This window comes from Bacillus sp. FSL R5-0709 (genome assembly GCF_038004785.1).
GTDB lineage: Bacteria > Bacillota > Bacilli > Bacillales > Bacillaceae_G > Bacillus_A > Bacillus_A mycoides.
On record NZ_JBBORT010000001.1, the window covers coordinates 2,556,453 to 2,583,362 of the forward strand.

The window sequence follows — 26,910 nt, forward strand, 5'->3', positions numbered from 1 at the left end:
TTTTATTAATTCTATGTTTTTTAACATAAAATACGGTAAGTGAAATTTAAGAATTTTCAAATAAAAAGAACCTACTTTTTGTAGGTTCTTTTTATTAAGCTATATGGTTATATTTCGCTAAAAAAGGAACTCGTTTTGCTACTAGTGCATACATTTTGAAAATAAAACGAACTAACGGTTCAAATATACGTGCACTTTGCATTACTAATCCACTTGTAATAAATGTTAAGAACGCAGCACCAAGTATATCTAGAGGATAATGAACGCCTACGTACATGCGTGATACACCGACTAATATTGCCCATATTAACGCGATATATTTAAGTTTTTCTCCTCTAAGAATAAATACGAAAGCAATCGAAAATACGAGTACAGAATGATCACTTACAAATGATGAATCTGCTGCATGCGGTACTAATTGATTGACATGATGTGTTATAAAAGGACGCGGATGGTAATATACCGCATGTATAAGAACATTTACTAATAATGCAATACTAACTGAAAGTGTCGTATATAACATTGTATATTGTTTTCTAATTGCATTCTCTTTCTTTCCATTATTGAACCATAGGATAAGCATAAATAGAATAGCTACATATGCAGCACTATTTGTAATAGCGATCATTAGCGTATCTAATAGCTTGGATGATCCAGCAAAGTTATTAATCCATTGAAATACTGTGTAATTCATATTACTCTCTCCTTATTTTTTCTCATTGTACTTTCAATAAAGATACAAGTGTTCTTGATTTACACAGTATACAACATCAATATGAAAATGGGTTTAAACTTTTCTCATCAAATTCTCATTTTGCTACTATTCATTTGACAATGGTGTAACTATTTACACGAGCTAAATATGTATAAAGGTTGTAAACCATTTTAAATAGTATGGTGAACACTCTATGCATGGATATAATACATAACATATTCATTTAAATATATTAGTTACGAAATCATATTCTTATTCCATACGAAGGGCAATATTACCGAATTGTTCTCCTTGCTTCATTCGATTTAAAGCTTGGATTGCTTCTTCTAATGGATATACTTTATCAATAATTGGTTTAATATTATGTTTCTCTATAAAATGAGCCATCTCATTAAATTCTTCACAGCTTCCCATTGATGTTCCCATAATATCAATTTGATTATAAAATAATGCTCGTAACGGTAATTCGATTTTATCTCCTGAACTTGCACCAAAGTTAACGATTCTTCCATTTGGTTTTAATATATCAAAATATTTTAAGAAAGTCGCCGGACCTATACTATCTATAATTAAATCCACTTTTTCTCCATGTAGGCACTCGTCCCAATTACCAGAACTATTAAAAGAAAAGTCTGCTCCATATTTTTCAGCAGTCTTTCTTTTGCCCTCTATCCTTGAAGTAACACTCACCTTTGCTCCAATTGCTTTAGCAAATAACATAGCATAAGTAGCTACACCACCGCCGATTCCCGGAATTAGGACATGTTCTTCAGGTTTTAATCTACCTTTTGTAAAAAGCGCTCTATATGCAGTTAATGCCGATAAAGATAAAACGCCAGATTCTTCCCACGTAAGATATGATGGCTTTTCCACTACATTTTCTGCTGGTACAATAACATATTCAGCAAATGTTCCATCTGCTGGTCCACCTAGTACTTCAGGTAACTCTGGTATTTCATGAGTATTATTCCATCCAATACTAGGGTTAATAATAACCTCGGTATGTAGTGAAATATTTGAAACTCCTTCTCCTAGTTCTATAACAATACCTGCACCATCTGACCCTAAAACTAATGGTAGTTCCATTTCTTTTCTATTATTCATTATAAATAAATCACGATGATTTAAACCTGCTGCTTTTAATTTCACTTTAACCTCTCCAATGTTAGGAGTTATCTCAGGTGATAATTTATATTCTAAACCTTCTAATCCTTTTTTATGTTGATGTACAATAGCTTTCATTAATTATTCCCCCTTAATCCTTTCAATGTACTTTAAATATCGAAATAAATAAAATAATTTGATTACTAAGCATCAAAAAGGAGGAAATACAAAATGTATTCCTCCTTTTAAATAGTATTTTCAAAAAGAATTTTTTACCTTTAACTATTCATGTGTAGTATCCGGAAATGTAATTGCAACAATTGTTCCTTCGTTTTCTTTACTCTCTAATTGAATAGCTCCGTTATATTTTTCTACAAGCCTTTTTGCAATTGATAAACCTAGCCCATTTCCACCTTGTTTTCGGCTTCTCGCTTTATCAACTCTATAAAAACGGTTAAGAACAAATGGTAAATCTGCTTCAGGTATTCCTGCCCCATGATCTATTATTCGGATTTTAATTTTTCCTGACCGTATACTTGATTCAATGCAAATATACTTATTAGCTTCTTTTGTATATTTCACTGCATTATCCATTACAATAATAATTATTTGTTCTAAGTAAGATGATGGTATTGAAACATACGCTTCATCTGCATCCAATTTCATATCAAATTGAAAGTCAGTTTGCAGTATTGCAAAGTTTTGTGTAATTTGTTTTAATACGCTATTAACATGGACTCGTTCAGCTGCTATTGGATATATCTGTTCTGATTCAGCCCTTGATAGCTCTAGCAATTCTGAAACTAATTTATTTAATCGATCTACTTCTTTTAAACTGGATTGAAGAGATTTATCCAATATAGCTGGATCATTTTTCCCCCATCGATTCAGCATTGATAAGTGCCCTTGAATAATTGTTAATGGTGTTCTTAATTCATGCGATGCGTCTTCTACAAACTGTTTTTGCTGTGTAAAAGAAGTTTCCACTTCATCCATCATTTCATTAAAAAGAATCGATAATTTTGCGAGTTCATCATTATTTTCTCGTACTGGAACTCTTTCATTTAGTCCGTTTTTCTTAATACGCTTCATCGTATCCGTTATGTTTTGAACACTTGATAAAAGCTTTTTCGTTATAAGTATTCCGCCTAAAAAACTAAACACTAATCCACATATCCCTGCAAAGACCATTACCACTAAGATAATTTTTAATAAATGATCAAATGTCTCTAAGTTTTTCGTAAGTTCAATAGTTCCCGTGAATTTTTTTGTTTGAATTGGTATGCGCTCAACTAATATTCGATCTTCTATATGTCTTTTTATTAAGGATTCATCTTGGGTAACCTGTTTTGGTTTTATCCAAGCTTCATTAAAACCTCGAGAAACAGTAACAATGGGCTTTCCATCATTTCCGATAATACGAATCATTTGATGTTTATCAATCATATTATTTAGAAATTCTTTACTATTTTCAAATGTTTTGCTCGAGAGCGTTTCGTTTTTATCTTGAAAATATGCCGCTATTTCTGTCAATTGTCTGTTTATTTGTTTCTGTTCATAATCTATAGTCCACTTATTAATTACAATGAATTGTAACGTGCTATACAAAATAAACAAAATGAATACTAGTGTAGTGGACCAAAGTGTTAATTTCCACTTTATAGGTAAATTTCGAATTCGGTACACAATGTTTTTTATCATTTCATTATATATCCAGCACCGCGGACTGTTTGGATATACTCCTCCTTATCCACACTATGTAACTTATTACGTAAATAACGAACATATACATCGACTATATTCGTCTCAACCATTGCATCATAACCCCATACTTGGTCCAGTAAAATATCACGGGTAAGAACTCGATTAATATTTTTCATAAACATAAGCAGTAGCTCGAATTCTTTATTTGTAAGTTCAATTTCTTCATTTCCTTTAGTTATAGTTCGAGATTCAATCTGAAGCTGTAGATCTTTAAACGAAAGAAATGATGCGTGCTTTTGCTCTGTATTTTCTTCTCTCCTAAAAATCACTCTCATACGTGCTAAAAGTTCTTCAATTGCAAACGGTTTTGGAAGATAATCATCTGCTCCACTATCTAACCCTGTCACACGGTCCATAATACTATCACGAGCAGTCAACATAATAATAGGTGTACTTTTAGTTGCTCTTAGTCGACGACATACTTCCAGTCCGTTTAATCCTGGTAACATTAAATCAAGTAAAATGAGATCGTAATTCTTTTCAAGTGCTGCTTCTAATCCCTTTCTTCCATCAAGTTGTATATCTACTATATATCCTTCATACTTTAATTCTAATTCTAAAAAATCTGCTAAGCTTTCCTCATCCTCAATAATTAGTATATGTTGCAACGATACTTCCTCCTATACGATTAAATGAATAAGTAATCCTATTCCGAATATGACTGCAATAATTTGATGTGCTTTTCGATACATCTTCAATTTTGTTTTCTGATTAGATTTCTGTAAAACAAATCCCGCAACCCCTAATGTTATTAAGGTTAAAAGAGAAAATATACCACTGTATATTAGTATTATATGACGACTTCCTTTTATTAAAAAGTAAACACCGTGAGTAGTCGCAACAGCTATTACAGCGTATCCAATTAATACGTGAAAATGTTTTATAAAGAGATATAGCTCTTTAATTATTTTAAATCCGTGAATATGTTTCTTCTTTAAAAATAACCATATATGACGTAAGAACCATAATGATGCAGCTATAATTACCCCGTATTCACCTAAAGAACCTAATTTCTTATTTAGCCATTGTACATTTAATACATTCCCGTACAAAACATTAATAAATAGCAATTCTACACTACAAACAATAATAGTAATACCAATTATTTTAACATATATATGGAAATATTTATTTCTAAGTATTTTCTCCATTTTATATAATCTCCTTTTGACTCAAAAGCTCTATAATCAGCAGTGTATCAAGTGAAAAAGAAAGGAACATGAAAGAAAGATTAAAATAAAATGAAAATTTGTAAACCACTTATAGTAAGTTAATTTTCTTTTTTAGCCATTTCTAATATATTTTGAATAAACGGTGCTTTTGCATTTGTATATGAAACACGATCAAAAGGATAGGTAGCAGCAAGCATCTCTTTTAATTTTCTATATTCTTCACGTGCCCACTCATGATTTATTAGAAAGTCTCGAAATAAAAGGTTGTTCCTCCATTCTTCGCTATTATAAATATAAACATGTAAATGGTGGGTACCAGCTCTCCATTTACCTTTTCTAAAAAAACGCCAATTAGGTGTTTTTTTAGGAACATATTCATAGCCAATTTCTTCTAGGGCTTCCCTCCAATTTTCGGTAATTTGTAAATTTGTTACGCCGATCATCATATCAATAAGAGGTTTAGCCCCTAACCCTTCTACGGCTGTGCTTCCGATATGTTCAATAGCAATAATTTCTTCATGGAGTAACGGCACAATTTTATTTTTTTCATTTAAAAACTCTGTATGCCAATATTGTTGGTACGGTTTAATTATGATTTTTCCATCCATTTGCTTTCCTCCTTATAACTGTATATTATTATATTTATAAAATTTAAGTTTATAAATATAGGGATTTCACAAAATATGTCGAATACTGTAATGGACAACTTAATTATATTAAATTTGAGGTGAATTATGAAAGATATTCCAGTTAAAATTCAGTTAGATACTATAACATTCCAACTAAAAAAACATCATAATTTTGATTGGCTTACAAAACTAGGTACAGTATTTGCGGTTTTTGACCAACAAGATTCCGGTAATATAAGTTTTGGTGTTGAAAAGAATGGGAAAAAGAACTTTATAAAATATGCAGGGGCACAAACACTCGCATATAATGCTTCTACAAATGAAGCAATACAAAGATTAAAAAGCTCAGTTACTATATACAATGAATTAAAACACGTTTCTCTTATCAGTTTAATTGATCACTCCCCTGTACAACATGGATATGTTTTAATTTTCGATTGGTTTGACGGTGAATGTCTTCACCCGCACTGGAGTTTCCCACCCCCAGCAAAATACAATGATCCTAACTCACCATTTTATAAATATAAGAAATTATCCGTTAAAAATAGGCTAATTTCATTAAATTCTATTTTTAATTTCCATACTTACGTTGAACACAAAAACTATGTAGCTATTGATTTTTATGACGGTAGTATTTTGTACAACTTTAAAACTAATGAAACAAAAATTTGTGATATTGATTTATACAGTAACAAACCGTATGTAAATAAGATGGGACGAATGTGGGGATCATCTCGTTTTATGTCACCTGAAGAGTTTCAACTTAACTCTATAATAGACGGAAAAACAAATGTATTTAATATGGGGGCTATGGCTTTTGCACTACTAGGTGGCGGGCAAGATCGTTCCTTTATGAAATGGGAAGCTAGTGAAGGCTTATATGAAGTAGCATACCGTGCTGTAAATGAAAATCGTAGTGAGCGCTATGCGTCAATGGAAGAGTTTAATAATGCATGGTTAAAAGCCTATAACACTGAAAATCTATAAAAACTACATACATTGTAAAAGTACATGTAAAACTTGTACTTTTATAATGTATAATACATATGGGATTGAAATTCAGGATAACGGGGCATGTATTATGAACTTTGTTTACATTAATCAAAATGTTTTAAATAATCTTCTTTATATTTTAAGCAGTATATTTGTTTTTTATTTTATTTATGATAGTGGGTACTTCGGGAAGAAATATAAGAAACTACTTATCATTCTTTGTACGAGTATCCCACTAATTTTATGTATGCGGTATCCCATCTATATGGATGAAAATTATATTCACGATTTAAGACAAATCCCCTTTTTAATTGGTACACTTTATGGTGGATTTCCAGTCGGTATTGCATTACTCATGATTTTATTAATAATACGTTTTATGTTTTATGGTTTTAGCCTGTTAACAATCATTGTTTATGGAACGATGTTAATAATTACAGCATTCGCATCATCAAAATTTAATACATACAATAGGAAAATAAAAGTAACTTCATCTATGTTTTTAACTTTTTTCCTTGCAATATTTACAACAGTAATTGTTTTAACTCTATCAGATTTTGAAGTGAATAATTTGTACATTATTTATTTCATTCTATTACCAACTATTTTAATATTATTTATGGTCTATTTTAATGAGGTTTTAAAAGATGCAATATTTATGCGATCAAAATTAATAAAAGTCGAAAAAATGGAGATTGTCAGCCAACTCGCTGCAAGTATTTCACATGAAGTAAGGAATCCATTGACTGTTGTAAAAGGATTTACACAACTTTTAAAAACACCCAATATAACTCAACAATCCAAAGATGAGTATATTGAACATATTCTTGAAGAGTTAAATCGTGCACAAGCAATTATTGATGATTACTTAACTTTTGCCAAACCTGCTTCAGAAAAACTAGATCATATTTCAGTGGAGCACGAGTTAAATCGAGTTATTAATATGATGTTACCTTTTTGTAACATGAATAATATTAATATTACAAAAGAGTTCTCAGAGGGAACAATTATTGGTAATACACAGCACTTCCATCAATGTTTTTTAAATTTAATAAAAAACAGTATAGAAGCAATGCCATGTGGCGGTGATCTTATTATTTCTGCATCTGTTAGTAATAATAAAGTTATAATACGGATTCAAGATAGTGGAATTGGAATGTCGCAAGAGCAAATTAATCGATTTGGCGAACCATATTTTAGTACAAAAACGAAAGGTACGGGTTTAGGAACGATGGTTGCTGTTAAAATTATTGAAACGATGCGAGGCAGTTTAAAAATCCGAAGTATCGTTAATAAAGGAACTACTTTAACTATTACATTCCCAAAATATAATAATGAGAGCACGTTGCATAATAAATAAAAAAGGAGCATAATGGCTCCTTTTTTATTTCGATACAAAAAGTATCTGCTATGTTTTTTTAGTTTACATTTAGAAGAGACTAATTAGAAATTAGTACCCTTAGCTCCAACAGCTACATCCAACAATAATTAATAAAATAAATAACACAACTAATAAAGCGAAACCTCCACCAAAACCACAAGAACCACCGAAACTCATATTTTCTCCTCCTTTTGGTTTGAAAACTAATAGGTAGTTGATCATTTTAACTGGTTCGTATTATACAGTATGTGTATCTCCTTTTTTTGAGCATGTCTTCATAAAAATTAGTAAAAGCACTCTATTGAGAGTGCTTTAAAATGGGTACCAGAAACTTTGGAATACATTCAGCTTTAAGTAAACTGCAATAATCAAAATGATAATACCAACAAAAAGTGTGATGTAATCCTCCTTTTGTGCGTCTTTTGCATAGTACCACGTTCGTTTATCCTTTTTTCCAAAACCTCTTAAATCCATTGCATTTGAAACAGTATCAATCCTTTCTAATGAATGAATAATAAGTGGCCAAAAAATTAAAACACGGTTTTTCATACGAATCCACAAGCTCGCTTCTCCTTTTTCAAAAGGTACGCCTCTTGCTTCCTGTGCGTGTCTAATGATTATATATTCAGATTGAATGCTTGGTATATAACGTAGTGCAATATTTATTGCATATGTAATTTTATAAGGAACAGCAAATTTATTTAAGCTGCTCACAAATTCACTTGGATGAGTTGTATAAATAAAAAGAAGTGTAAATGGTAATAACGTAAAATATTTCAATGAAAGTGTAGCTGCATAAAATAAAGTTTCATATGTAATTGTTGCATAACCTATATAAAAAAAAGAGGTATACGATCCCGTTAATTCCGATCCATGGGTGGGCGTAATGAAAAGAATCATAACGGAATTTAATAAACTAAATGTAAATATAACGCTGAAAATAACTATAATTTTACGCAATTGAATTTTTGCAATTAAGAGGCCGATACATCCAACAATAAATAAAATTAGCAATATACGAAAATCAAAAAATAAAAAAGTAAGTGTCATACAAAATATAAATAAAGATAATTTAATTGCACCATCCATACGATAAAAATACGTATTATGCATATTCCTCCCTCCTATTAGCTTCAATATAAAGTTTCACAAATGTTTCTGGAGTTGGAATTCCGCTTAATTTAGCTAGTTTTATTAATGAAATCTCCCATAGATTAGCTCTTTGTAACGTTCCTTGATCCCCTAAAACAGCAGATACAGTATTGTCCGCAATAATTTTCCCTTCGTGCAGAACTACCGCTCGATCTGCATATTCTAAAGCAAGATTCATATCGTGTGTGATAATAATAAAGGATATGCCCCTTTCAGCCAGTTTTCTAATAAACGACATAAACTGTTTGTAATGGTAATAATCTTGTCCAGCTGTCGGTTCATCTAATACAATAAGTTTTGGGTTTGTTATAAGTACAGATGCAATAGTAAGCCTCTTTTTTTGTCCATAGCTTAATGCCTGAATTGGCCAGTTACGAAATGGATATAATCCACAAATTCTTAAAGCTTTTTCGACTCTTGTCTCAATCTCATCTTTAGAAACTTTTTTTAATTTTAATGAATATGAAACCTCTTCTAAAACAGTAGGCTGTGTAATCATTTGATTTGGGTTTTGCATAACATAAGAAATAACTTCCCCGCGTTTACGAATAGACCAACAATTTATATTTTCTCCATCGAATGTTATTCTCCCATTCTTTGTTTTATTTATTCCTATAAGAGTATGAGCTAATGTCGATTTCCCTGCTCCATTATGACCCAATAACGCTACTATTTCTCCCTCTCCTATTGAAAGGTTGATATCTTCTAAGGCTGTATGTTTGTTATTGTACGTAAATGATAAATTTTCTATCTTGCATAAAGCTTTTTTAATATATTTGTTTTTTGATGAAACTTGCTTATGCATCCAGTTCTTTAATAGGATATGAACGCCTGCATTACGAAGATTTTCAATTGGAAATACCCTAACATTATTACTATCAAAATTTAATTTCTTTAGCGCCTCTATATAAATAGGTTCTCTTAGTCCGATATTTGGTAATATATCAGAATTTAAAATACTATCCGGTGAACCAACGGCAATAACTTCTCCCTCATCTATTAAAATAATTTTATCTAAATCAAGGTTTAAAATTTCTTCTATTCGATGTTCAATAATTACAATTGTTTTATTATATTTCTCATGTATATTTTTAATGAGTTCTATTGTATTCAAACTACATGCAGGATCCAAATTAGCTAACGGTTCATCAAATAATAATATATCTGCATTTGTCGTTAGCAGACCTGCAAGAGAGACTGTCTGTTTTTGACCTCCTGATAATTCATGCGGACTTTGTGTATGAAAGTCCTGCATGCTTACCTTTTTTAAAGAATCCGTAACAATCTTTCTCATTTCTATTTGATTTACACAATCGTTTTCTAATGCAAATGCTACATCCTCTTCGACAGTAAGGCCTATAAATTGTGCATCTTGATCTTGTAATATTGTCCCTACGTGTTTACTCTGTTCAAAAACACTACCTTTTCTCGGATCCTTTCCAGCTATTAAAATGTTACCGGTACTTATCCCTTCGTAAGAAAATGGGATTAGCCCATTTATACAATGAGCTAATGTTGACTTACCTGAACCACTTCGTCCAGCGATAAGTACCTTTTCCCCAGGATATATTTGAAATGTAATATTTTTCAAAGTAGGCTGCGTAGCATGCCTATATTGAAAGGTAAATTGTTCAAAAGAAATAATTGGTTGCATGTATTCATCCCTACTTTTCAATTTTTAAATGTGTATGTTTCTTATTTGATTTCGCTAAGCCGATCGTGATTGGTAAGCCAAGAACTAAAAATACGATAACGTCTGCAATTGTTGCGCCTAGTACTTGTATAACTATTTTGTCAAACGGTTCTCCCATCACAATAATATCGAATGCTCCAGCAAATATAATAGCTATGACAATACCAATTAACCCTGCAATTGCAAAATAAGAAATATCACGGTTATTATACGTTCCATGTTTTACACTAAAACCAAATCTTTTTTGTATGAGTCCCATTGCAAAACCAATAATACCCGAACTAATAACCCATCCCCACCAAATACCCCAACCAGCAATCGTATCTGTAACGGTATGACCGATGAGTCCTATTAAAAGCCCTGCTACCGGGCCAAATAACGCTCCAAAAACTGTTAAAATAGCCAATGCGGGTTTAATAAATGTATTCGGTGCGATAGAAAATCCCCAAAGCCCTAATACCCCGTATAGAGCTGCTCCAATTCCAATAGCTACTACTAGCTTTGTCGTTAATTTGTTCATTACAATTCCCCTCTCGTATTATTCAACTTTTAATACTCTATATTTATTTTGAAAATGAATTATGCATCGACACTTCCTTTCTATACAACAAAAAATGACCTCTTTAATAAGAGGTCATTTTCTTTCACGTACAAGAATCCCCTTATCTTTCAAAAGACACATAGTGTCCTCTGCGGAATTAGCACCTTCCTATGTAATTACATAGGGGTTGCTGAGGTTTCATAGGGCCGTTCCCTCTACCTCTCTGGATAAGTATGTATTTGTAATCTGTATTATGGCACTAACAATAAATAATTTCAATACTTTTCTTACTATTTTTATTTTTCGATAAATAGTTCAACTAAATCATTGTATTCTTATCGGAATTATGAAATAATAAATTCAAAATTGTTACGGGAGGAATGCATGATGAAAGTAATTGGCTTAATTGGCGGACTAAGTTGGGAATCAACATCGTTATATTATAAACATATTAATACACTAACTCTCTCTCAATATGATCAAAATGCGAAGCTTGTTTTATATAGTATGGACTTTGGTGAAGTAACTACATTATTACAAAATCATCAATATGAAGAAGTGAAAAATGAATTAGTCGCAGTAGCAAAAAAAGTAGAACACTCTGGAGCTGAATGTTTACTAATGTGTTCTAATACTGTACATCTATTTGCTGAGGAAGTAGAACAAGCAATATCAATCCCACTTCTTCATATCGGTGATGTAAGTGCTAAAGAAATGGTAGAACAGAATATAAAACGGATCGGATTATTAGGAACGAAACAAACAATGGAAGAAGATTTTTATACATCACGACTAGCAAAATATAACATTGAGACAATTATCCCAAATGACGAAGAAAGAACTTTTATCCATCACGTCATATTAAATGAATTAAGTAGAGGAATTATTTCAGAAACATCAAAAGAAAAACTAATACAAATTACCAATTCATTAATTAATAATGGGGCTGAAGGAATTCTACTTGGCTGTACGGAAATTCCTTTGCTCATTTCCCAAAATGATCTATCTGTTCCTGTTTTTGATACTGCTTATTTACATGCGAATACTGCTGTACAATTTGCTGGATAATAATATAAAAGCATACAGGTAGAGCCTCTATGCTTTTATATTATCCGAACTATTTATTTAAAAGAGCATCAATAACTGCAATGGCTCTTTTGGAACCACCACACTCTAAAAAACTTTCATTCAGTTTTCGAATGCCATGTTTATACTTTTCATTTGAAAGAACGTCTGTTACCGCCTTTTTTAAAGTTTGCACATTAACATGCTCTTTCAATAATCTATGTGCTGCCTCAAGCTCAGTTAATCTTTGCGCTATCATAGGTTGATCTTTATCATGCGGTATTATCACAAATGGGACATTATAATGGATTGCATCGTGCACACTATTCATTCCACCATGTGTAATAAAAACATCTGCTTCACTTAATATTTCTGATTGAGGTACGTAAGGGGTTATAATAAAGTTGTCTGGCGCTTGCTTAATTTTTGAAATATCATTTCTATCACCAATCGCCATTACTACAATCCCTTCGAAATTTGAAAAAGCATCAATACAAGTATTAAAAAATGGTTCGAGCCCTTCGAGAAGTGTTCCCATTGAAATATAAATAACTTTCTTTTTTGAAAGCAATTCAAGTGGAAACTTTACATTTGTTTTGCGCTTTATAATACTCGGTCCAATAAAAACATTGTTTTCTCCGAACGAATCGCTATTAGGTTGAAAATAACGACTTGTATACACGAGACTAATATCTCCCTTATTATGCATAAATTGAAGATTATTTTTGGGCTTTACTCCAAATTCATGTTCCATTTGATACAGTAACTTTTCAGAGAGTTCATCGGGTTGGAATTGTATTTCTGCATTTGGATGAAAAGGCAAGGTTTCCAATAATACTGGTGGAATTAAAAATATAGGAGAGGAAACTATGCCTGGAACTTGTAAATATTCCTTTACTAACTCTCCAGCACCAAATATATCATAAACTACGAAATCAAAATTAATGCTTTTACATAATCGTTTCGTAATTTCTAATATGTATAAAGAAGTTTGAACATGTACATGAAAGAAAGATTTTAATCCATATGAAGTTTCATTATCAATAGAAATCTCCTTTAATAAATCCGGATGAGTATGTACAATGGCTCCCAAAACTTCAAGCCTTTCCTTAAAGCTTTCCGTTGTAATATAGTGTACATTATCACCTCTTTCAGTATAGGCCTTTACTAAACTTAATGTAGGATTTACATGTCCCTCTGCAGGGAAATTAACTATTAAAATATTCATCACTTATTTCTCACTCCTTACAATTCAATCTTCTTATTAATCGTACGGTTATTATTACAAACAATCTTCCCTTAATAGTCCCAATATACTTACTACTTTAGGTTGATAAATAATTATCAGACATTGAAAAAGGCATCTACATAAAATGTAGATGCCTAACTGTGATAAGGAGTGTTCTGTGAGGTTAGGATAAGCTTTTCTGCTTGTCCTATGCTATCAATATATGATTTATTTTATAAAACGTGCAAATCTAATAGAATTATTTTATCCATTTTATTTGATCAAATGGATAATATACCATTTTCACTTTACCTATTATATTTGACTCATCAATTAGTCCAAGCGTATTCCTACTATCTTTACTATGATTTCGATTATCACCTAACACAAATAATTTATGCGTGGGAACTTTCATTTCTCTACAGTTTGAAAAACGATTTGATACTTGTGACATATCTAACTGTATATACGACTCATCACGCTTTTTACCGTTAATATATACCTCATCGTCTCTTAATTGTATGTTATCCCCTGGTAATCCAATAATTCGTTTCACATAGTATGTAGGCTCGTCTTCTTTTTTTATTATTACAACATTACCATGATGAAAAGAAGAAAAATAGACACTAGCCTTATTAACTAGTATGCGATTATTTTCATTCAAAGTAGGTTGCATCGAAATTCCTTCTACCATACAAAATAAAAATGAATTATTAATAATAATAATTCCTATTATAATTAAAATATAGCTACATATTTTTCTCCAATCTTTTAGAATCAATTGCTTCATATATACCTCATTTCTAATCTATTCGTATGTAAAAACGTCTCTAGTTCATATAAATGCTAGAGACGTTTCGTAGATTTTAATTCTCTTTAGAGTCATCTATTTTTGGTGCTTCGCCAGTTAATCGCTTATTTTTTAAATCAAAATAAGCATCTAAAACTTCTTTTCCAATATCAGAGTTAATACCAGACTTATCATTTATAACCCATGGTACTACAACGGAAAATGCTACTTCTGGATCATCATATGGCGCATATCCTGCTAATGTTAAATTATAGCATTCTCTACGATCGCCTTTCTCATTTCTCCCAATATCACTTTCTCCACCGTATACAGTCTGTGCAGTTCCTGTTTTTCCAGCTGGTTTATAGGGTGCTTTTTTGAACGCCTTTACTCCCGTTCCATCCCCTTCTTGGAATACTTTCTTAAAGCCTTCTTTTACTTGATTGATATATTCTTCTTTCATATCAATTCTATTTAAAACAACGGGTTCTATTGATTGTACTACTTTACCGACCTCATCTTTTTGAACGGTTTGTTCTCTAATTTCTTGAAGAATTTGTGGTTTCATACGATACCCGCCATTTGCAATAGTTGAAATATATTGTGCAAGCTGAAGTGGTGTATACGTATCATACTGGCCAATGGAAAAGTCTAATAAGAAACCTGGCTGATTATCTTTTCTCCCAATTTGCCCCGCTGTTTCATTCGGTAAATCAATGCCTGTTGGAACACCTAAACCAAATTGTCTGAAATAATATCTCATCTTATCAAAGTATTCTTGTTTAATATCTAGTGAACTGTTCTTTACATAATCCACACCAGCAATTTTTAATGCTGTGTTAAACATATAAACGTTAGAGGAAACTTGTAAAGCTCTTAGGTCATCTATATCTCCAAAATCTTTCCATGACTTTTTCTCCTTAGTTCCTTTAAACTTCATAGGTGCATCATAAAAATGTGTTCCCGGTGTTATAGCTTTTGTTTCAAATCCGGTTAATACTGTAGCACCTTTAACAGTTGATCCAAGCTCATATGAACTTGTCAGCGTACCTAAAGCGTAATCTTCTACTTCCATTTTTCCGTCTTTTTCTACAAGTCTTTTCCCAGCCATCGATAATACTTGGCCGTTTTTCGGATTCATCATTACAACAAAAGCACGGTCCAACATCGATTCTGAACCTTTATAGGCCTTTAATATTTTTTCTATGCTCTCTTCTACTTTTTTCTGTAATTCCATATCAATTGTTAACGTTAAATTCTTGCCGCTTTTCCCTTCAGAAACTGTTTCTGTTCTAATTGTATCACCTTGTTTATCAGCAATACTTCTTACTTCTTTTTTCGTACCATGAAGTACATCTTCGTATTGCTGTTCGATGTAACTTTTCCCAACACGATCATTCCGGCTATACTCACGCACTAAATAATAATCTAATCGTTCACGTGGTAATCCTTCATCAGCATTCGAAACATTTCCAAGAACTGAACGGAATAAGCCATCATTTACATAGAGCCTTTCCCAATCAACTGATGCGTCTACACCTGGGAGATTTGCTAAATTTTCACTAATCACAGTATATTCCTTTTCACTAACATCTTTTTTAATAATTTGAGGTGCCATTTGATAACCTGAAGTCATTTTACTTTTAATAGCTAACACTTCTATGTCTTTTGCTGTTAATTCTTGAAGATTTTTTTCTGTAACTCGCTTTCTTTTTAACTCTTCTATTTTTCTGTCTAACTCTTTTCCGTTAATATCCTTTTCTCTAAACTTATCTATTTCCTTTTTAGATACTAAATCTTGAGTAAGTTTTGGATTTAACTGCATCCAAAAATCTTTCTTATCCGTCTCGGTTAACTTATCTATATCTTCTTGCGGCATTTCAATTATTTCTGCAAGTTGTCTTGCAGTTTTTAGCATTTCTTCCGATTTTACACCTTTCACCTTTGTATATGTAATCGTACGTAAAGACTTATTGTCCACTACTGGATTCCCTTCACGGTCATAAATTTTGCCGCGTGGTACTGTAAGACTAACAGTTGCATTCTCTCTTTTTTCTACTTCATTCTTATATGTTTCTCCATCGAAAATTTGTACTTTACCTAACTGGATTATAATTCCAGAAAATAATAAAAATACGCAAAAGAATAAAATATTTAACCGTATAGGTAGTGCTCTACCACTCTTTTTCTCTTTCTTTTTCACCTTGTCATAATCTCCTCCTTACAACATTTTAAATATTTTTTAGCTCTCTATATTAAAAGTAATGTACAATTTCCACACATTACTTTGTACGTATATTAATATAACGTTTAAAACTTAATAGAAATTAAAACAAATATAAAGAAAAAGTAAAGTTTACTAAATTAAATATAAAAATACCCAATAACAAAAGCTTAGCTTTGTTATTGGGTATTAGGTATTTTAGGAATTAATATTAGAACGTATTGAAATACATCTATCATCACAATTTGATAGAGATTGTTTACTCTGAATTTTCGGCAAGTACATCGTTACAGTTGTCCCGACGCCAACCTCACTCATTATACTTATTGTTCCTTGATGACTTTCAATAATTTTATAACTTAACATCAATCCAATACCGGTACCTTTTTCTTTCGTACTATAAAAAGGTTCACCTAATCTTTTAATTCTTTCTTCAGGTATTCCTATTCCTTCATCTATTACACTAATAACGACACCATTTTTATGTATTTCTTTTATATGGATTGAAATTCCCCCCCCATTTAGCATTGCTTCAATTGAATTTTGCAAAATATTAATAAATACTTGTTTCAATTGATTTTCTGAGCATTCAATGATTATCTCTTTGGAATCTGTAAATAGTTCAACTTGAATATTTGTCATGATTGCTTTTGTATTAATTAATGATACGACATTTTTAAAAATTTGATAAATATTTTTCTTTTCTGTATTTATTTCATCAGTTTTAGCAATCGACAAAAACTCTTGGAGGATTGCTTCTATTCTTTCTATTTCGGAAAGCATAAGGTCAAAATATTTTTCTTGATCTTCTTTATTAATTTGGAATAACTGTATAAATCCTTTAATTACCGTTAATGGGTTTCTCACTTCATGAGCTACACCGGCTGCTAATTGACCAATTGCCGCAAGTGTATCTGATTTATTTAGCAATTCTTCTGCCTTTTTCCGCTCTGTAATATCGCGGACAATGATCATAATTTTATCTTGTAATAATGGTAAACATCTAGCTTCAAAGAAATCGATACTTCCATTAATTGTTAGAGGATATTCTACAATTACATTCTTTCCTTCTTCTTTCAATTGGCGAATTGCTTCTTGAAATTGCTGTGCTACTGGAGACGGTAATATTTCGTAAAACTTTTTTCCCATAAAAGCTTCTGCGGGTACGTAAAATTTTGTAGGAGATCCTGCTTTATAATCTATAATTGTCCCATCGTCTTCTGTTAAAAAACATAAATCTGGTAAAGCTTTAAAAATTAATTCTAATTCAGAGGTTTGTTGTTTTAATTGCCCTTCTATCGTTTTTAAATGTGTAATATCTACCCCAACAGCCCAGTAACTAAATCCTGTTACAGGAAACTGCTCAGATATATTGGACCACATTATCGTTTTAATTTCACCATTTTTACATGTTAAACTCATTTCCCAATCTCTAAAATTTTTTCCACGAGTCAAAAATTTATTTTGTATTTGATGGCGATAATTATGGTCAGGATACAGTAATTGAAGAGCGTTTGGATTCCCAATTATTTCTTCAGCAGTATAACCTGTTACAATCTCGCATTCTCGATTCCACAAAACAAAATCTCCATTATAGTCAAGCGCATCAACCATAACAGGCATGTTTTGTAAGATCGTATGTAGTTCTTCCTCTTTTCGAGAAAGTAACGATGTATTTTTACTTTGAACTGCTTTTTTCACCCCAGCTATAATGAGGTTAGAAAGCATTTCAAAATATTTTTGGCAATTGAAAATTTCGCTTCGTTTGGACCATACAACAAAAGATCCTAAATATTGATTGTATAAGAAAAGGGGGATTTCGATTTTGGGAAGTTTACATACTTTCATTTCATTAATTCCAAATGAAAATATACATTCGTTTTCAGCATCAAGAAGTTGATGTGATATGTTGGTTAATTTATAAAATTGTTCTGCCATGGTTTCTATTGTACTCACATCAATAAGTTCCATTAGCCGCGCATTCATTCCTTTTTCACCTCGATATGTAAAATTTATACAAATTCAAAATTCATACTTCTTCATTATACGAAGAAAGTGCCCCTAGGTATATAGCTGTAGAATAATTATTCAAACAAATTCTATTTTTCAATTAAAAACAGAAAATAATATGGGATTGTTACGCGCTGCTAGTAGCAGTATAAAAATACAATAACCGTAAAATTCACAAAAGTTTCACAACTTTCATGAAAAATATAAACATTTATTCCAATATATTCTATATAATGAGTTGTAATAAGGCTTCTATGAATCTCATAGAATACCTTACCCCTAATAAAAAGAAAAAAAGAATCTATTTGGATTCTTTTTTTCTTTTTTTATTACATTACATATTTATATAAAGCATGTGCGACACCATGTTCTTCATTTGTTAACGTTTCGTATTGACACATCACTTTTATTTCTTCAACTGCATTTCCCATTGCAATTGATATATTTGCTTTCTCCATCATAGAAACATCGTTTAAGCCATCGCCTATTGCTACAGTGTTTTCAACTGGAATATTAAGATGTTCTGCTAAAGTATATAATCCATTTCCTTTTTGAGCATCTCGATGATTAATCTCTAAATTATGCCAATATGAAGATGTAATTGCTAAATCAGTATTATGCAGAAACGCTGCTTTTAACTTTTTTAACTTTTCTATGTCATAAGAAAATGGTAAAAGCTTATGCACATGTATATCAGTTTCTACAATTGGTTTACAACTTTCCGCACTATGAAATGCTGTATGTTCGAGATATAATGCTGCAATCGTTTCTAACTCTTTCAAGTTGAAATTTTCTTTTGAATTCTTTACATACTCGATTTCATTTCGTACACTCTCTACGCCATAATCCGGTACATACACACCTTTATTAGTATAAAGCTGATAATACAAGCCATTCTCTTCAAGATATTCTACAATCTCAAGTGCCTGCATATTTTGAATTGGATATCTCTTCATCATTTTCTTATCTTTATAAATAAGGGCACCATTTTCCGCAATAATTGGACACTCTAAATTAACTTCTAACAATAATCGTTCAATATCAACGATAGAACGCCCTGTACAAATAGCTACAACATGGCCTGCTTCCTGACATTTTCGAATTGCTTCTGCATTTTCTTTACTTATCATTTTATTACCGGAAAGAAGGGTTCCATCTAAATCAATTGCTATTAATTTCATTATTTCTTCACCACTTTCTATAAATACACGAGATTTATTTAACGAAAAGGTATCGTTTTCATATTGAGCTCGTTAAGTACTTCTTATTTATAATTTATGAAAAGCGTTTCAGGTCAAGAAATAATTAAAAATAAAATCAAAAGCTTTTCTCTTTAAAGAAAAGCTTTTGATTTTAAACTATGAACTATAACTAATATATTGTGTCTCACACATATACACATTCTTTTCTTCAGTTGGGAAATATACTTCAAACTTTTCTAAACGTTTTCCGTAAATATGAATCGTGACAACGCTTTCGCATTCAGCTATTTTAAGAATATGACAATCAGCTGGTGGAATGACTTTATCTGTTTCTCCTTCTCCCAAATAAAGATTTCCTGTATGGGTTAAATAAACAAGTGAATTTTCAAGCTGCTTAGTTTGTATAAAGTTCTGCACCATTATCCTTCCTGAAAAAACGCCTTCTACTCCCCATGTACCATCATGATCATGTAAAGGTGTAGATTGTCCATCTTTCCATACAAGAGCTAATACTTCAAATCGCTTTAAAGGATCTTCATATAACAAGTGTCGTGCATATTGAGCCGAATTCGCCTTCTGTTTTTCTAGCGGAAGCCATGTTTTTTTTTCTAAAAGTTCTTCTAGTAATTTTTCAATCGCACAAACAATTTGATCTTCTAATAAATTACTATCAATTAAATCCGTTACAGCTTTAATAAATGTTTGAAACGTTTTACTTCCATTACACGTTAACATAAGCATCCTCCTCCACTCTTCTTTCACACACTTCCATACTAAATAGACCACTAAAAATTTACAATTGAGAAATTAAAAACAAGGTACAGTAATTTTGTACCTTGCTGAACGTTTTACCTAGTTTTCAAAAGAATAGGTAAATATTTTAATGTTTGTTCATTTTCCAATATACATTTTTCTAAATTGAACGATGGAGATAACTCTATTTTTTCAAAGACATTTATAAAGGTAGTTAATGCAATTTCAGCTTCTAAACGTGTAAGTGGTGCCCCTAAGCAAAAGTGAGGACCTTTACCAAAGGTTAAATGCTTTTCATTTCCTATTCTGTGTAAATTAAACTCAGAAGCTTGTAAGAATTTTTTCTCATCTACATTTGCTGCACTTACCCATGCAACAATCATTTGATCCTTTTTCATAAAAGGTCCAAATATATTTGTGTCCTCTGTAATCCTCCTAGCTAATGTAACGGGAAAGCGATAGCGTAATACTTCCTCAATCGCTTTTGAAATTAATGTAGGTTCTTTTCTTAACTCTTCATATATTCCAGGTGAATCCACTAAAAAGCAATAAAAGCTATTAATAATTAAATTTGTAGTTGTTTCATTACCTGCCGCTAATAAGCCTAAAGAAAAAGTAACTATTTCTTCATCGGTTAATCTTTCACCTTCATATTCAGCTCGTATTAAATCTGAAATAATATCGTCGGTTAAATGATATCTTTTCTCTTGAACAATTGGAAGCAGGTACGTTTTAAATTCATTTAACGCAATTCCTTTTTCTACATCCAAATCGTTAAATTTTTCTTTACTATATGGCATAAATAAAATATCAGACCATTCTTTAATCTTTTTACGATCCGTTGTTGGCACTCCTAATAAATCGGATATGACGGTAACAGGTAAAGGTGCAGCAAACTCTTCAACGATATTAACCTCACTATATTTTCCGATATGTTGTACAAGTTCATTTGCGATAGACTGATATGTAAATATAATAAAAAACGAATGATTAATAGAAATATTCTACGCCACTCGTTTTTTATCGGACTTCTTTTTACTGTACTTTTATTTTCTTTATGAGTTATTAGAAAAATAATTGTCTATATAAGTCTTTATTTTTTCAAAATCCTTTTCCATAAATAAGATTGCTGGTACTTCAATTATTGGAAGATTATTTTCATTATCAAAAGGTGGACACGGTTTGGGAACTACCAAATAGTCAACTGAGTTTTTATCCCTAATATAATTAATTGAAACATCATAATACTTAGAAAAATATTCCTTCAAATCATCCTGATTCCTTAAAAATGGTAGAGAAAATATTGAACCATAATTTATACCAGCGTCGACAATTAATACAAAGCATATTTTTTTCATGATACACCCTCCTCGTATAATAAGTTTTAAGTTAATAACTGTTCCTTGAAAATTAAATAGTTTTTATCTTCAAGAGCTACATCAAAAAAATGATGTATGGGTAAAATTTAGTCTTGGATAAGGTAACACTGATAAAAACAGGTTTCCTTTTTCTTTATATTCAATTAAATTATATCATTATTTTACATGAATTTTCAGACTTTGTTTTTTTTATTTTATTGGTAAACTTATGCTTAGCATGAATTGGAGGGATATATATTATAGAATAATTTCAAGAGAAAACTATTCAAATAAGATTGGAGAGCTTGTAACAATGCTTGAACATACAAGAGATGTTACATTGAGCGAAATCTCCAATTTAAACCAAAGTGATTTAGATTTCTTACCAAACGGTAGTTCAAACACTATTGGTTCTCTCTTATCACATATTGCAGCGATGGAGTTTGTTCATCAAGTTATCTCGTTTGAAAAAAGAGATTTAACTGAAAGTGAATATCTAAAGTGGCGAATTTCTTTAGAACTTGGAGACAAAGCAAGGGAAGGAATAAAAAAGCAATCTTTAGATTATTATTTGAATGAATTATCACAAGTTAGAGAAAATACACTAACATATCTGAAATCAAAACAAGATAGCTGGTTATTCGAGGAAAACAAGTGGGATAATGGTGTGCCTTATAATAATTACTACTTGTGGTTTCACGTTATGGAAGACGAAATTAATCATCGTGGACAAATAAGAACAATTAAGCGATTGATGGGAATGAATAAATAAATCTTATTCAACCAAAGGGTGCTTTACTTGAGAAAGTCACTAGAAGAGTCAAATGATAACTATGAACTGCCCCCAATTGCTAGGTTTTGTTTAACAATTGGGGGCAGTTCATTTATAGCGCATAGGTAATCAGCTTTTTGTTAATCATGAGGTAGATATTTTTAACTAAAAAACCAATAATGGAAATATATTACAGCTTATGACCCGTTTTTACACGTATCTCGGCTGAACCCCATAATACACTTTATCCCGCTCTTCGGCGCTTCGAAAATATGGGTGCTATAACGAAAAAAATACATAAACAAGTCGGAAAGCCAAACCGAAATATGTACGACATAACTGAAACAGGAGAATAAATTTTTTCTGAAATGTTAAGAGAGTTTCCCGAAAAGATTGCGACAAATAACGCTGAGTTCCTTGTGCGTATCGCGCTATTTGAAAAACTTGATTACGAAGCTAGAAAAGAAATTTTAACAATACGCCAAGACGTACTACATAAACAACTTACTGCTATTCAATCTTTGCATGTTAGCTCACCTTTTATTACAGAAGTCATTGAATTTAGTAAATCACGTATTGAACATGAATTGCTCTGGATTGCATCACTTATGAAGAAAATATGAAAAAATAAAAAGAAAAGTTAAAAACAATGAATGAAAATGAGATTTATTATCAATACTATAATTAATAAAAGGGCAACCACGATTTGGCTACCCTTCAAAAATTTATACTTCTGGATCAAAAGTTTTGCAATCTGTTTCTTCAGTTGTAGATGCATGTTTACCTTTATGACTTACTACATAAATTGCATCTGCACTACATTTATTGCCGTTAGCCCAAAATTTACAGTTGTTTACTTCACATAAAACGTCTTGTGCCATAGTATCACACCTCCTTGTTCTATTATCATTAACAAAATTCGGAGGTATGATACTCTTTGTCATGCATTTTTTATTACCTTTTTAACTTTCTTAATGGTTCAATATCTCCTTGTACAATAGCATCTATATTTTCGGTTATTTTTTCAATGTCAAAATGCCACCATTGAATTTGCAATAATTCTTCTATTATTGTATTTGTGAATCGTTCCTTTATTTTATTTGCAGGGTTTCCGCCAACAATTGTATATGGTACGACATCTCTAGTCACAACAGATTTAGCTGCAATGATTGCACCATCCCCTATTTTTATTCCGGGCATAATAGTTGTATCCATACCAATCCAAACGTCATTTCCTATAACTGTATCACCTTTGTAAGGTAAATCAGACAAACTAGGTGTATACTTCTCCCACCCATTTCCAAATATATTAAATGGATATGCCGAAAATCCATCCATCCGGTGATTCGCTCCGTTCATAATAAAGGTAACTCCATTTGCAATACAACAAAACTTTCCAATGGTAAGCCTATCCCCAATAAATTCATAATGATATAATACTCGATCTTCAAATGTTTCTCCATCTTTCGCATCATAATAAGAATAGTCACCAACAAATATATTAGATTTCGTTATTGTATTTTTTATAAAATGAACGTTTTGATTTCCTTCAATAGGATATTTAACATTTGGATTAGGATTCATGTTGCACAGCACTTCCTTTACCATTCATTTCACTTTCTACTGCTATTACTGGCTTTAAATTGTATATAGGTAAAATAAACAATAATCCAATTATAAATAGTAGAGCCGTCCCCTCGTACATCGTACCTAATGAAAACATCTCCTTTAAGGAACCAGCTATACTCATCGTTACTACCATTGAACCGGTGAATAGTGGACTTAAAATGCCGTTCACGCGACCAATAAAATCGGTATCGCTATTTTGAATAATGAGCGTATTAATACCAATTTGGATACATGGAAGAGCTAAACCACTAAAAAGTTGTGCCGTAAGTGTCACCCATAAATTTGTGGAGTAGCCTATAATACCAATTCCAATTGCCTGACCGAGCATCCCTACAATTAACATCTTTTGGGGAGCAACGTTTTTCGCAAATACCATCGCTAAAGCCCCGCCAACAATCATTCCCGCACCATTTACTGTTAGTAACCATTGTAAACTCTCTTTTGATAACCCTAACTGCTCAGTCACAATAAAAATGCCTAGTGGCTGAGTTAAACCTATACCTAGTCCAGCTGCCATAAAACAAAACCCTAGCAAAGTTAATGCTTTTTTCTTTTTTACATATTTAATACCATCCAGCATTTCCTGTAACAGCGTAATTTCTTTCTTCTCATTATCATTCTCAAGATCTTTCGGAAGAAATAACAACACAGCTGCTGCAAGTAAAAAAGCGATACCTGTTATGATGATTGAAATATAAATTCCAAAACTATGAAAAATAAATGTTCCAAGAATCGGTCCTAACACCATAAAAATCGCAAATATTGTTTGATATATAGACATCGCTAATTGAATTTGTTCCGTTGATAAATGCTGTTTAAACAACTTCATACCAGATGGTTGAGAAAACTGCGAAAGGATTGCAGAAATAAGCGTCACAAAAAACACGATTTTCCACGTTCCAAACATAAGAGTAATTAATACAGCGAATACGGAAATAGAACTTAACGTCTCACACCATATCATTGTCTTCTTTGGCTTCCACCTATCAGCAAAAGTTCCACCAATGAATGAGAAAATAAAAATGGGAGCAAATTCAGCAACCGAAATCATCGAAATAGCAAAAGCATCACCTTTCGTCATTTCCATAACATAAAGTAATATCGCAAAGTTACGAACCCAAATACCAACTTGTAAAAATAATGCTGATGCTAGAATCCCTTGCACAAATCGATTTTTTAATACTTGTGATACCCCATGATTTTGTTTCGTTTCTGCAGTCGTCGACATAAAAAATCCTCCTATTTCGTGTTCTGAACAGGAGGCAGCACAAATCATATGAAAAGACTATATATTCGCAGTGCGAAACACATCCCTTTTCTATACATGCACATACTAATCCTATTCAGAAGAATATTTCGTTTTTTAACGAAGATCTCTTACAAATAGAATTAGTTGATCATTGGGATGTTTTCACCCTTCCGTTTCGAATTTAAATAACACATACATACTCTATGTTAATCATTTGTCATGTATGCATGTCTCAATATAACTATTCTAAAAAGACAATGGTAATTCCTCTAAAGAACGCATTAAATAATTACCTTGCCAATTAATTTTTTCACGCTCACCTTTTATTTGTAACGATGGCATCCGTTTAAACAAAGTAGTAATAGCAATCTTTGCTTCCAACCTAGCAAGTGGAGCGCCTAAGCAGAAATGGCTACCATGCCCAAAGGCAATATGACGGTTATTTTCTCGTGTAATATCAAATACTTCTGGGTTTTCAAATACTGTTTCATCACGGTTTGCTGAAGCTAATGCGATAATAACCATATCTCCTTTTTGGATTGTTTGTTCGTGAATTTGAAACGGCTCAGCCGCCCATCTTGCAGTCGTCACCTCAACTGGAGAATAATAACGCAATCCTTCCTCAATAGCTGAATCAATTAATTTCGGATTATCTTTTAATAATTGTAATTGCTTCGGATTTTCAAGAAGTGCTAATACCGTATTCGTAATTAAATTCACTGTTGTCTCATGTCCTGCTACGATTAACAGCATTATCATTGAATATAGCTCTGGAGCACTAAGTTTATGCCCTTCATTTTCTGCAAGTATTAGCGCACTAACCAAATCTTCTTTTGGATTTTTTCGTTTTACATCAACTATATATTGAAGATATGTAATAAACTCAGATAGTTGTTTTTCGGTTTCTTTTATTTCTTCATGTGTTTCTGGCGATGCAATGACAGCATGAGACCAAATTCTAAATTTCGCTTGATCCTCTTTTGGAATTCCAAGCATCTCACTTATTACAATAATCGGTAATGGGAATGAATAATCATCCACAAGATTTAATGTACCTTTTCGCTCTATCTCATTTATTAAATCATCCGCTACTCTCTGAATTCTTCCGTCTAATTGTGAAATCATCTTTGGTGTAAAAGCTTTTTGAACTAAAGATCGTAAACGACTGTGATTAGGTGGATCTGAATTTAACATGTGCGTTGTTAAATGATCACTATTGTCAACAGAAAGATACATGTTCTTTGTATCTTGAGAAAACACATTTGCCATATCTTTTTTTAAACGATTATCTTTTAAAAGTGGCAGAGCATCTTCATATCTTGTAATGAGCCATTCTTTACCGATTTCAACTTCATTTACAAATAATATAGGTTGCATTTTTCGTGACTCTTTATAAATTTCATATGCATCTTCTTTAAACTGAGCAGAAGCTAAATTAATGCCATCTTCTATTTTTCGGCCAACCTTATTTTTAATTGACATTACA

General features: G+C 31.8%; 25 protein-coding genes, 2 pseudogenes and 1 riboswitch. Of the genes and pseudogenes, 5 read left to right on the plus strand and 22 right to left on the minus strand.

Going from position 1 to position 26,910, the window contains the following annotated elements; genetic code table 11:
- Positions 1-94 precede the first annotated feature (94 nt).
- From MKX37_RS12990 to MKX37_RS13015, 6 genes are all read right to left on the minus strand, one after another.
- Entirely contained in the window at positions 95-694 is a 600-nt protein-coding gene (locus tag MKX37_RS12990) for an undecaprenyl-diphosphatase (RefSeq protein ID WP_002168277.1), read from the minus strand.
- A gap of 273 nt (positions 695-967) precedes the next feature.
- Entirely contained in the window at positions 968-1,957 is a 990-nt protein-coding gene (locus MKX37_RS12995) for a zinc-binding dehydrogenase (RefSeq protein ID WP_078422525.1), read from the minus strand.
- Positions 1,958-2,101: 144 nt separating this feature from the next.
- The gene (locus MKX37_RS13000) at positions 2,102-3,520 is read right to left on the minus strand and encodes a HAMP domain-containing histidine kinase (protein WP_033729364.1); all 1,419 of its coding nucleotides are present in this window, start codon (positions 3,518-3,520) and stop codon (positions 2,102-2,104) included.
- Complete coding sequence (locus tag MKX37_RS13005; protein ID WP_002032425.1) at positions 3,517-4,191, minus strand: response regulator transcription factor; 675 nt, start codon at positions 4,189-4,191, stop codon at positions 3,517-3,519. Before MKX37_RS13005 ends, MKX37_RS13000 begins: the two co-directional genes overlap by 4 nt.
- Before the next feature lie 12 nt (positions 4,192-4,203).
- Complete coding sequence (locus tag MKX37_RS13010) at positions 4,204-4,734, minus strand: hypothetical protein (RefSeq protein WP_002085249.1); 531 nt, start codon at positions 4,732-4,734, stop codon at positions 4,204-4,206.
- 119 nt (positions 4,735-4,853) lie between these two features.
- A complete protein-coding gene (locus MKX37_RS13015; protein ID WP_003189540.1) occupies positions 4,854-5,363 on the minus strand; it encodes a GrpB family protein in 510 nt (169 codons plus the stop codon).
- Between the two features lie 126 nt (positions 5,364-5,489).
- On the opposite strand from MKX37_RS13015, the gene MKX37_RS13020 reads away from it, so the two are divergent.
- Both MKX37_RS13020 and MKX37_RS13025 read left to right on the plus strand, forming a co-directional pair.
- Positions 5,490-6,371 carry a serine/threonine protein kinase gene (locus tag MKX37_RS13020; RefSeq protein ID WP_003189538.1) on the plus strand — a complete coding sequence of 294 codons (882 nt, stop codon included), beginning with the start codon at positions 5,490-5,492 and terminating at the stop codon, positions 6,369-6,371.
- Positions 6,372-6,417: 46 nt separating this feature from the next.
- Positions 6,418-7,737 (plus strand): sensor histidine kinase, encoded by a 1,320-nt coding sequence (locus tag MKX37_RS13025; RefSeq protein WP_002127637.1) that lies wholly within the window; start codon positions 6,418-6,420, stop codon positions 7,735-7,737.
- 99 nt (positions 7,738-7,836) lie between these two features.
- Here MKX37_RS13025 and MKX37_RS13030 read toward each other — a convergent pair whose 3' ends face one another.
- From MKX37_RS13030 to MKX37_RS13045, 4 genes are all read right to left on the minus strand, one after another.
- Positions 7,837-7,935: a YjcZ family sporulation protein gene (locus MKX37_RS13030; RefSeq protein WP_000007808.1), complete on the minus strand. Its 99-nt coding sequence runs from the start codon at positions 7,933-7,935 to the stop codon at positions 7,837-7,839.
- A gap of 135 nt (positions 7,936-8,070) precedes the next feature.
- Positions 8,071-8,871, minus strand: coding sequence for an energy-coupling factor transporter transmembrane component T family protein (locus MKX37_RS13035; RefSeq protein WP_002127638.1), 801 nt, complete (start codon positions 8,869-8,871; stop codon positions 8,071-8,073).
- Positions 8,864-10,564, minus strand: coding sequence for an ABC transporter ATP-binding protein (locus MKX37_RS13040; RefSeq protein ID WP_078422567.1), 1,701 nt, complete (start codon positions 10,562-10,564; stop codon positions 8,864-8,866). The genes MKX37_RS13035 and MKX37_RS13040 overlap by 8 nt, the downstream gene beginning before the upstream one ends.
- 10 nt (positions 10,565-10,574) lie before the next feature.
- Positions 10,575-11,123 carry an ECF-type riboflavin transporter substrate-binding protein gene (locus tag MKX37_RS13045; protein ID WP_002168272.1) on the minus strand — a complete coding sequence of 183 codons (549 nt, stop codon included), beginning with the start codon at positions 11,121-11,123 and terminating at the stop codon, positions 10,575-10,577.
- 139 nt (positions 11,124-11,262) lie between these two features.
- Positions 11,263-11,378: riboswitch (SAM riboswitch) on the minus strand.
- 150 nt (positions 11,379-11,528) lie between these two features.
- Here MKX37_RS13045 and MKX37_RS13050 point away from each other — a divergent pair.
- Entirely contained in the window at positions 11,529-12,212 is a 684-nt protein-coding gene (locus tag MKX37_RS13050; RefSeq protein ID WP_002127641.1) for an aspartate/glutamate racemase family protein, read from the plus strand.
- Positions 12,213-12,261: 49 nt separating this feature from the next.
- Here MKX37_RS13050 and MKX37_RS13055 read toward each other — a convergent pair whose 3' ends face one another.
- The 8 genes and pseudogenes from MKX37_RS13055 to MKX37_RS13090 all read right to left on the minus strand — a co-directional run bounded on the left by MKX37_RS13055 (position 12,262) and on the right by MKX37_RS13090 (position 21,774).
- Positions 12,262-13,440, minus strand: coding sequence for a macrolide family glycosyltransferase (locus MKX37_RS13055; protein ID WP_078422559.1), 1,179 nt, complete (start codon positions 13,438-13,440; stop codon positions 12,262-12,264).
- A 256-nt stretch (positions 13,441-13,696) separates the two neighbouring features.
- Positions 13,697-14,227: a signal peptidase I gene (gene lepB, locus MKX37_RS13060; protein ID WP_078422558.1), complete on the minus strand. Its 531-nt coding sequence runs from the start codon at positions 14,225-14,227 to the stop codon at positions 13,697-13,699.
- A 76-nt stretch (positions 14,228-14,303) separates the two neighbouring features.
- Positions 14,304-16,430: a peptidoglycan D,D-transpeptidase FtsI family protein gene (locus MKX37_RS13065; protein WP_078422557.1), complete on the minus strand. Its 2,127-nt coding sequence runs from the start codon at positions 16,428-16,430 to the stop codon at positions 14,304-14,306.
- A gap of 219 nt (positions 16,431-16,649) precedes the next feature.
- Positions 16,650-18,437 carry a PAS domain-containing sensor histidine kinase gene (locus tag MKX37_RS13070; RefSeq protein ID WP_002127645.1) on the minus strand — a complete coding sequence of 596 codons (1,788 nt, stop codon included), beginning with the start codon at positions 18,435-18,437 and terminating at the stop codon, positions 16,650-16,652.
- Positions 18,438-18,790: 353 nt separating this feature from the next.
- Positions 18,791-19,642: a Cof-type HAD-IIB family hydrolase gene (locus MKX37_RS13075; RefSeq protein ID WP_078422570.1), complete on the minus strand. Its 852-nt coding sequence runs from the start codon at positions 19,640-19,642 to the stop codon at positions 18,791-18,793.
- 177 nt (positions 19,643-19,819) lie between these two features.
- The gene (locus MKX37_RS13080) at positions 19,820-20,398 is read right to left on the minus strand and encodes a cysteine dioxygenase family protein (RefSeq protein ID WP_078422571.1); all 579 of its coding nucleotides are present in this window, start codon (positions 20,396-20,398) and stop codon (positions 19,820-19,822) included.
- Positions 20,399-20,511: 113 nt separating this feature from the next.
- Positions 20,512-21,378, minus strand: a pseudogene (locus MKX37_RS13085) (cytochrome P450); the annotation flags it as partial.
- Between the two features lie 93 nt (positions 21,379-21,471).
- Positions 21,472-21,774, minus strand: coding sequence for a hypothetical protein (locus MKX37_RS13090; RefSeq protein ID WP_000717614.1), 303 nt, complete (start codon positions 21,772-21,774; stop codon positions 21,472-21,474).
- Positions 21,775-22,012: 238 nt separating this feature from the next.
- On the opposite strand from MKX37_RS13090, the gene MKX37_RS13095 reads away from it, so the two are divergent.
- Both MKX37_RS13095 and MKX37_RS13100 read left to right on the plus strand, forming a co-directional pair.
- A complete protein-coding gene (locus tag MKX37_RS13095) occupies positions 22,013-22,546 on the plus strand; it encodes a DinB family protein (RefSeq protein ID WP_050000508.1) in 534 nt (177 codons plus the stop codon).
- Between the two features lie 218 nt (positions 22,547-22,764).
- Positions 22,765-23,169, plus strand: a pseudogene (locus MKX37_RS13100) (PadR family transcriptional regulator).
- A 102-nt stretch (positions 23,170-23,271) separates the two neighbouring features.
- On the opposite strand, the gene MKX37_RS13105 reads toward MKX37_RS13100, so the two are convergent.
- The 4 genes from MKX37_RS13105 to MKX37_RS13120 form a co-directional block, all read right to left on the minus strand.
- The gene (locus MKX37_RS13105) at positions 23,272-23,427 is read right to left on the minus strand and encodes a DUF1540 domain-containing protein (protein WP_000046089.1); all 156 of its coding nucleotides are present in this window, start codon (positions 23,425-23,427) and stop codon (positions 23,272-23,274) included.
- Between the two features lie 73 nt (positions 23,428-23,500).
- Positions 23,501-24,130 (minus strand): Vat family streptogramin A O-acetyltransferase, encoded by a 630-nt coding sequence (locus tag MKX37_RS13110; protein WP_002127653.1) that lies wholly within the window; start codon positions 24,128-24,130, stop codon positions 23,501-23,503.
- Positions 24,120-25,403, minus strand: a complete 1,284-nt coding sequence (locus tag MKX37_RS13115) for an MFS transporter (protein ID WP_078422553.1) — start codon at positions 25,401-25,403, stop codon at positions 24,120-24,122. Before MKX37_RS13115 ends, MKX37_RS13110 begins: the two co-directional genes overlap by 11 nt.
- A 267-nt stretch (positions 25,404-25,670) precedes the next feature.
- Positions 25,671-26,906 carry a cytochrome P450 family protein gene (locus MKX37_RS13120; protein ID WP_050000449.1) on the minus strand — a complete coding sequence of 412 codons (1,236 nt, stop codon included), beginning with the start codon at positions 26,904-26,906 and terminating at the stop codon, positions 25,671-25,673.
- Positions 26,907-26,910 lie beyond the last annotated feature (4 nt).

Excerpts from the sequence above, each read along its gene's own strand:
- MKX37_RS12990 (WP_002168277.1), bottom strand. The coding sequence starts at position 694 with ATGAATTACACAGTATTTCAATGGATTAATAACTTTGCTGGATCATCC.
- MKX37_RS12995 (WP_078422525.1), bottom strand. The coding sequence starts at position 1,957 with ATGAAAGCTATTGTACATCAACATAAAAAAGGATTAGAAGGTTTAGAA.
- MKX37_RS13000 (WP_033729364.1), bottom strand. The coding sequence starts at position 3,520 with ATGATAAAAAACATTGTGTACCGAATTCGAAATTTACCTATAAAGTGG.
- MKX37_RS13010 (WP_002085249.1), bottom strand. The coding sequence starts at position 4,734 with ATGGAGAAAATACTTAGAAATAAATATTTCCATATATATGTTAAAATA.
- MKX37_RS13015 (WP_003189540.1), bottom strand. The coding sequence starts at position 5,363 with ATGGATGGAAAAATCATAATTAAACCGTACCAACAATATTGGCATACA.
- MKX37_RS13020 (WP_003189538.1), top strand. The coding sequence starts at position 5,490 with ATGAAAGATATTCCAGTTAAAATTCAGTTAGATACTATAACATTCCAA.
- MKX37_RS13025 (WP_002127637.1), top strand. The coding sequence starts at position 6,418 with ATGTATAATACATATGGGATTGAAATTCAGGATAACGGGGCATGTATT.
- MKX37_RS13030 (WP_000007808.1), bottom strand. The coding sequence starts at position 7,935 with ATGAGTTTCGGTGGTTCTTGTGGTTTTGGTGGAGGTTTCGCTTTATTA.
- MKX37_RS13035 (WP_002127638.1), bottom strand. The coding sequence starts at position 8,871 with ATGCATAATACGTATTTTTATCGTATGGATGGTGCAATTAAATTATCT.
- MKX37_RS13040 (WP_078422567.1), bottom strand. The coding sequence starts at position 10,564 with ATGCAACCAATTATTTCTTTTGAACAATTTACCTTTCAATATAGGCAT.
- MKX37_RS13045 (WP_002168272.1), bottom strand. The coding sequence starts at position 11,123 with ATGAACAAATTAACGACAAAGCTAGTAGTAGCTATTGGAATTGGAGCA.
- MKX37_RS13050 (WP_002127641.1), top strand. The coding sequence starts at position 11,529 with ATGATGAAAGTAATTGGCTTAATTGGCGGACTAAGTTGGGAATCAACA.
- lepB (WP_078422558.1), bottom strand. The coding sequence starts at position 14,227 with ATGAAGCAATTGATTCTAAAAGATTGGAGAAAAATATGTAGCTATATT.
- MKX37_RS13070 (WP_002127645.1), bottom strand. The coding sequence starts at position 18,437 with ATGAATGCGCGGCTAATGGAACTTATTGATGTGAGTACAATAGAAACC.
- MKX37_RS13075 (WP_078422570.1), bottom strand. The coding sequence starts at position 19,642 with ATGAAATTAATAGCAATTGATTTAGATGGAACCCTTCTTTCCGGTAAT.
- MKX37_RS13080 (WP_078422571.1), bottom strand. The coding sequence starts at position 20,398 with ATGTTAACGTGTAATGGAAGTAAAACGTTTCAAACATTTATTAAAGCT.
- MKX37_RS13090 (WP_000717614.1), bottom strand. The coding sequence starts at position 21,774 with ATGAAAAAAATATGCTTTGTATTAATTGTCGACGCTGGTATAAATTAT.
- MKX37_RS13095 (WP_050000508.1), top strand. The coding sequence starts at position 22,013 with ATGAATTGGAGGGATATATATTATAGAATAATTTCAAGAGAAAACTAT.
- MKX37_RS13105 (WP_000046089.1), bottom strand. The coding sequence starts at position 23,427 with ATGGCACAAGACGTTTTATGTGAAGTAAACAACTGTAAATTTTGGGCT.
- MKX37_RS13110 (WP_002127653.1), bottom strand. The coding sequence starts at position 24,130 with ATGAATCCTAATCCAAATGTTAAATATCCTATTGAAGGAAATCAAAAC.
- MKX37_RS13115 (WP_078422553.1), bottom strand. The coding sequence starts at position 25,403 with ATGTCGACGACTGCAGAAACGAAACAAAATCATGGGGTATCACAAGTA.
- MKX37_RS13120 (WP_050000449.1), bottom strand. The coding sequence starts at position 26,906 with ATGTCAATTAAAAATAAGGTTGGCCGAAAAATAGAAGATGGCATTAAT.